This window comes from Johannesbaptistia floridana (assembly GCF_057440575.1).
This window is the reverse complement of the sequence record NZ_JALKVM010000364.1, coordinates 1-6,567: the sequence shown is the minus strand read 5'-3', so window position 1 is coordinate 6,567 and position 6,567 is coordinate 1. Positions and strand designations below refer to the sequence as shown.

Genomic DNA, 6,567 nt, shown 5'->3' with positions numbered 1-6,567 from the left:
AAATGAACTTTTTCTGAGGTTAATTTAGTACATAAGTACTGGTGGAAGATATGAGAAAAAGGGAGAAAGAGAGCTTTGTTATAGTATGTAGGGGCGCTCATACTTGCGCCCACATCAAGTTAATTAGGGTGCGAAGTAAGCAATGTAACGCACCTGAGCGGCGATCGCACGAAAGACAAGATGGCGATCGCTCATAATTATAGCAGTGACCGCAGTGGTGTTAACAACATTTATCACTAACTTTTCCCCCCTTCCCCCCTTACCAAGGGGGGCTTTTCATCATTTTTGTCAACATCTATTGGCTCATTGCTATAAGTAGGATGCGAAGTACTCAGTTTAACGCACCTGAGCAGCGATCGCACGAAAGACAAGATGGCGATCGCTCATTGCTATAAGTAGGATGCGAAGTACTCAGTTTAAGGCACCTGAGCGGCGATCGCACGAAAGACAAGATGGCGATCGCACGAAAGACAAGATGGCGATCGCTGATAATTAAGTAGGATGCGAAGTACTCAGTTTAACGCACCTGAGCGGCGATCGCACGAAAGACAAGATGGCGATCGCGCATAACTAAGTAGGGTGCGTTAACGAAGTGTAACGCACCATAACTTATGTAGTAATCAAGATTTTATCTTAAAATAAAATATATTAGTATTTTAAGTTAATTAAATATTGTTGCTATTGAATTTTTCCAAACTAGTTTGTATGATATATGAATAGACATGAGATACTTAAAATTTTAGAACGTATCCCAGTAAATCAGTTTAAGAAATTAGTATTTAGTTTAGATGCTCCTAAACAAGATTTACCAGGTGAGAATACACCACTGGGAGAACAAGCTATAAAATTACTAGAATGGGCAGAATCACCCTTTGGTTGTACCTTAAAAGAGGTTGAAAAAGCTTTAGAAAAAATTAGTCAACCAACAGAAGTCCCATCAACAATACCTCATAACCTAGGTAGGGTAAGACGTGCAGCGAGAAACTTTATTGGTCGTGAAAGAAAACTGGAAGAACTTCATCAACAATTACAACAACAAAAACGTATAGCGATTACAGCAACCATCACGGGAATGGCCGGGGTTGGCAAAACCGAACTAGCCATACAGTATGTATTAGCTCAAAAACAGCAGCCAGTTTACCCAGGGGGAATATGTTGGGTACAAGTACCAAATAAGAATGTAGGGGAACAACTCCTAGATTTTGCACAATCTCAACTAGAATTAAATCCACCACAGGAGTGGGATTTACAACAGCGATTAGATTACTGTTGGCCAAGATGGCGACCTCCTGGTGATGTTCTGATTGTCTTAGATGATGTACGTCAATATGCAGAAATTGAAGATTATTTACCACCCCAAGAACCAAGATTTAAAGTATTAATCACCACCAGAAGAGAAGGATTAGCCCAATATTTTGACCAATTGCGTTTAGAAATCTTGGACAAAGATTCAGCTTTGGAATTATTAGCATCATTTATTGGTGTAGATAAACTAGAAAAAGAAAGAGAAACAGCAGAAGAACTATGTGAATGGCTAGGATACTTACCATTAGGGATAGAATTAGTCGGGCGATTTCTCAAAAGACGTTCGAGTTGGTCATTAACTAAAGTTTTATCGAATTTAAAAGAAAAAAGCCTTCAAGAAAGTAAACCACTACAAAGGATAGAGGTAGAAGCAGATTCTCCCAAAGGAATCATAGAGGCTTTGGATTTAAGTTGGGATGAATTAGATGAAGGAGGCAAAAAGTTAGCTTGTTTTTTAAGTTTGTTTGCATTAGCACCAATTGAGTGGAATTTAGTAGTTAAATGTTCACCAGAAGAAGATGAAGAGGATTTAGAAGAAATTATATATGATCAACTTCTGACATTGAATTTAATTAGAGAAACAGAAGGGGAAAGAGAAACTTATCAATTCCATCAACTAGTACATAGGTATTTTAAGTATAAGTTAGAGGAAAGACCAGAATCAGAAGAGTTAAAGTCTCAATTTGTTCAAGGAATGGTAAAAGAGGCAAAAACTATTCCTAGTACTCCCATAAAATCAGACATAGAACAGGTAAAATTCTCTATTCCTCACATAGCTGAATCAACCCAAGAGTTATTAAGAAACTGGTTATCCCATGAAGATGTAATTTTGCCATTTATGGGTGTGGGTAGCTATTATGAGGCACAGGGTTTATATACCTTAGCAGAACCATGGTATGAAGAATGTTTAAAAGTTTGTCAAGGCTTATTCTCTGGGGACAATTTCTATGTGGCTACAAGCTTGAACAATTTAGCTAATCTCTACGATAGCCAAGGGAGATACAGCGAAGCCGAACCTCTCTACACCGAAGCTAAACAGATGTATAGGCGAATGTTTAAAGGAGACCATCTTAGTGTGGCAACTAGCTTGAATAATTTAGCCGGACTCTACCATAGCCAAGGGAGATACAGCGAAGCCGAACCTCTCATAACTCAAGCTTTAGAGATGAATAGGCGAATGTTTAATGGAGACCATCCTAAGGTGGCTACAAGCTTGAACAATTTAGCCGGACTCTACTATAGCCAAGGGAGATACAGCGAAGCCGAACCTCTCTACACCGAAGCTTTAGAGATGACTAGGCGAATGTTTAAAGGAGACCATCCCGATGTGGGCTCTAGCTTGAACAGTTTAGCCGGACTCTACCATAGCCAAGGGAGATACAGCGAAGCCGAACCTCTCATAACTCAAGCTTTAGAGATGAATAGGCGAATGTTTAATGGAGACCATCCTGATGTGGCACAAAGCTTGAACAGTTTAGCCCTACTCTACAAAAGCCAAGGGAGATACAGCGAAGCCGAACCTCTCTACACCCAAGCTTTAGAGATGAGAAGGCGAATGTTTGAGGGAGACCATCCCGATGTGGCACAAAGCTTGAACAATTTAGCTAATCTCTACGATAGCCAAGGGAGATACAGCGAAGCCGAACCTCTCTACACCCAAGCTTTAGAGATGATAAGGCGAATGTTTAATGGAGACCATCTTAGTGTGGCAACTAGCTTGAATAATTTAGCCCTACTCTACAAAAGCCAAGGGAGATACAGCGAAGCCGAACCTCTCTACACCCAAGCTTTAGAGATGATAAGGCGAATGTTTAATGGAGACCATCTTAGTGTGGCAACTAGCTTGAATAATTTAGCCCTACTCTACAAAAGCCAAGGGAGATACAGCGAAGCCGAACCTCTCTACACCCAAGCTTTAGAGATGACAAGGCGAATGTTTAAAGGAGACCATCCTAAGGTGGCAACTAGCTTGAATAATTTAGCCGGACTCTACAAAAGCCAAGGGAGATACAGCGAAGCCGAACCTCTCTACACCCAAGCTTTAGAGATGACAAGGCGAATGTTTGAGGGGGACCATCCCGATGTGGCACTAAGCTTGAACAATTTAGCTAATCTCTACCATAGCCAAGGGAGATACAGCGAAGCCGAACCTGTCTACACCGAAGCTTTAGAGATGTATAGGCGAATGTTTAAAGGAGACCATCCTGATATTGCCTCTAGCTTAAACAATTTAACCGCACTCTACTATAGCCAAGGGAGATACAGCGAAGCAGAACCTCTTCTTACCGAAGCTTTAGAGATGAGAAGACGAATGTTTAATGGAGACCATCCCGATGTGGCAACTAGCTTGAACAATTTAGCCGGACTCTACCTTGACCAAGGGAGATACAGCGAAGCAGAACCTCTTCTTACCGAAGCTTTAGAGATGAGAAGGCGAATGTTTAATGGAGACCATGCCGATGTGGCCTCTAGCTTGAACAATTTAGCCGCACTCTACTATAGCCAAGGGAGATACAGCGAAGCCGAACCTTTCTACACCCAAGCTTTAGAGATGAGAAGGCGAATGTTTAAAGAAGACCATCCATCCGTGGCACAAAGCTTGAACAATTTAGCCGGACTCTACTATAGCCAAGGGAGATACAGCGAAGCCGAACCTCTCTACACCCAAGCTTTAGAGATGAGAAGGCGAATGTTTGAGGGAGACCATCCCGATGTGGCACAAAGCTTGAACAATTTAGCTAATCTCTACGATAGCCAAGGGAGATACAGCGAAGCCGAACCTCTCTACACCCAAGCTTTAGAGATGTATAGGCGAATGTTTAAAGGAGACCATCCATCCGTGGCAACTAGCTTAAACAATTTAGCCGGACTCTACAATAGCCAAGGGAGATACACCGAAGCCGAACCTCTCTACACCCAAGCTTTAGAGATGTATAGGCGAATGTTTGAGGGAGACCATCCTAGTGTGGCCTCTAGCTTGAACAATTTAGCCGCACTCTACTATAGCCAAGGGAGATACAGCGAAGCCGAACCTTTCTACACCCAAGCTTTAGAGATGAGAAGGCGAATGTTTAAAGAAGACCATCCATCCGTGGCACAAAGCTTGAACAATTTAGCCGGACTCTACTATAGCCAAGGGAGATACAGCGAAGCCGAACCTCTCTACACCCAAGCTTTAGAGATGAGAAGGCGAATGTTTGAGGGGGACCATCCATACGTAGCACAAAGCTTGAACAATTTAGCTAATCTCTACCATAGCCAAGGGAGATACAGCGAAGCCGAACCTCTCTACACCGAAGCTTTAGAGATGAGAAGGCGAATGTTTGAGGGGGACCATCCCGATGTGGCACAAAGCTTGAACAATTTAGCCGCACTCTACAAAAGCCAAGGGAGATACAGCGAAGCCGAACCTCTCTACACCCAAGCTTTAGATATGTATAGGCGAATGTTTGGGGGGGACCATCCCGATGTGGCACTAAGCTTGAACAATTTAGCCGGACTCTACGATAGCCAAGGGAGATACAGCGAAGCCGAACCTCTCTACACCCAAGCTTTAGATATGTATAGGCGAATGTTTAAGGGAGACCATCCTAGTGTGGCCTCTAGCTTGAACAATTTAGCTAATCTCTACCTTGACCAAGGGAGATACAGCGAAGCCGAACCTCTCTACACCGAAGCTTTAGAGATGAGAAGGCGAATGTTTGAGGGGGACCATCTCAATGTGGCTACAAGCTTAAACAATTCAGCCGCACTCTACGATAGCCAAGGGAGATACAGCGAAGCCGAACCTCTCTACACCGAAGCTTTAGATATGTATAGGCGAATGTTTAATGGAGACCATCCCAATGTGGCAACTACCTTAAGCAATTTAGCCGGACTCTACTATAGCCAAGGGAGATACAGCGAAGCCGAACCTCTCTACACCGAAGCTTTAGATATGTATAGGCGAATGTTTGGGGGGGACCATCCCGATGTGGCTACTAGCTTAAACCATTTAGCTGATCTCTACTACAGCCTAGGGAGATACAGGAAAGCGGAATCTCTCTACACCGAAGCTTTAGAGATGAGAAGACGAATGTTTAATGGGGACCATGCCGATGTGGCTAGTAGCTTGAAGGATTTAGCCATACTCTACACTGACTTAAGGAAATACAGAAAAGCAGAACCTCTCTACACCGAAGCTTTAGAGATAGCTGAACGAACTTTAGGAATAAATCATCCTACTACCCAAACTATTCGTAAAAACTATGAATTGTTAAAAGATAAACGTAATTATTGATTATCTTTGGTCAAATTGTCAAGATTTATACTACTCATGGTTAATTGTACGTTGAAATAATATCGTACACCCATATAATTAGGGTCTGCTGAAAAAATAAGTTTTGGTGAAGAGAAAGGCAGGAGGCAGGAGGCAGGAGGCAGAAAGAAAAGAAGAAGGTATGAAGGTAGAACTTTATCATAACTAATTAAACGGACATGATATTACGTTTAATCTTACCTACCTACTTATATATGTTTTTTTTCTTTATAGCCTAATTTTAATGTAAGCGATCGCCTGATAAATATATAATTTGTAACTAATTAGACAGATAAGCTCCTGAATACAAGATAATTAACCGTGCGTTACACTCGGTGCGAAGCACCATACATACAATATTTGATATTTTGTTAAGCAATCGCTCTTTGGTCGGCACTTCGTGAGCGCACATCTAGAAAAATTTATGCTATCTTACACTTAGATTAATGCAACCTAGGTATGAAAACTGATAGTCTCTTTTACAATATCTTTTTAACATTTCCTGAAACATTCTTTGAATTGATTAATTTACCTCCTATTGTTAGTAATCAGTATCAATTCACTTCCCGAGAAGTTAAACAATTGTCATTCCGTTTAGATGGACTGTTTTACCCTATACTTGAACAACAGGGGCAAACTTTTTATTTACTCGAAGTTCAATTTCAACCAGATTCAGATTTATACTATCGTATTTTTGGAGAACTGTTTGTCTTTCTTAGACAATATAAACCTTTACCAACTTGGTCTGTAGTAGTTATATATCCTAATTCTCGCGTAGCAAAGGAAGTTCCAGAACATTTTCAAGAACTTCTCCAACGAGTTACAATTATCTATCTAGACCAATTACCAGATAATCCTGACTCTTTGGGTATAGAGTTACTTAAAATTATTATACAAGGAGAAAAATCTCTAGTAACAAAAGGGCGATCGCTGATTAATCAAGCTAAAATAAAACTAACAGATGA

At 41.2% G+C, this 6,567-nt stretch carries 2 protein-coding genes; both read left to right on the top strand.

The annotated features are described in order from the left end of the window. Positions 1 to 712 precede the first annotated feature (712 nt). Positions 713 to 5,584, top strand: coding sequence for a tetratricopeptide repeat protein (locus tag MW688_RS20335; RefSeq protein ID WP_486737838.1), 4,872 nt, complete (start codon positions 713 to 715; stop codon positions 5,582 to 5,584). A gap of 477 nt (positions 5,585 to 6,061) precedes the next feature. Then, positions 6,062 to 6,567: Rpn family recombination-promoting nuclease/putative transposase (locus MW688_RS20330; protein ID WP_486737837.1), on the top strand; the 506-nt coding region annotated here is incomplete at its 3' end.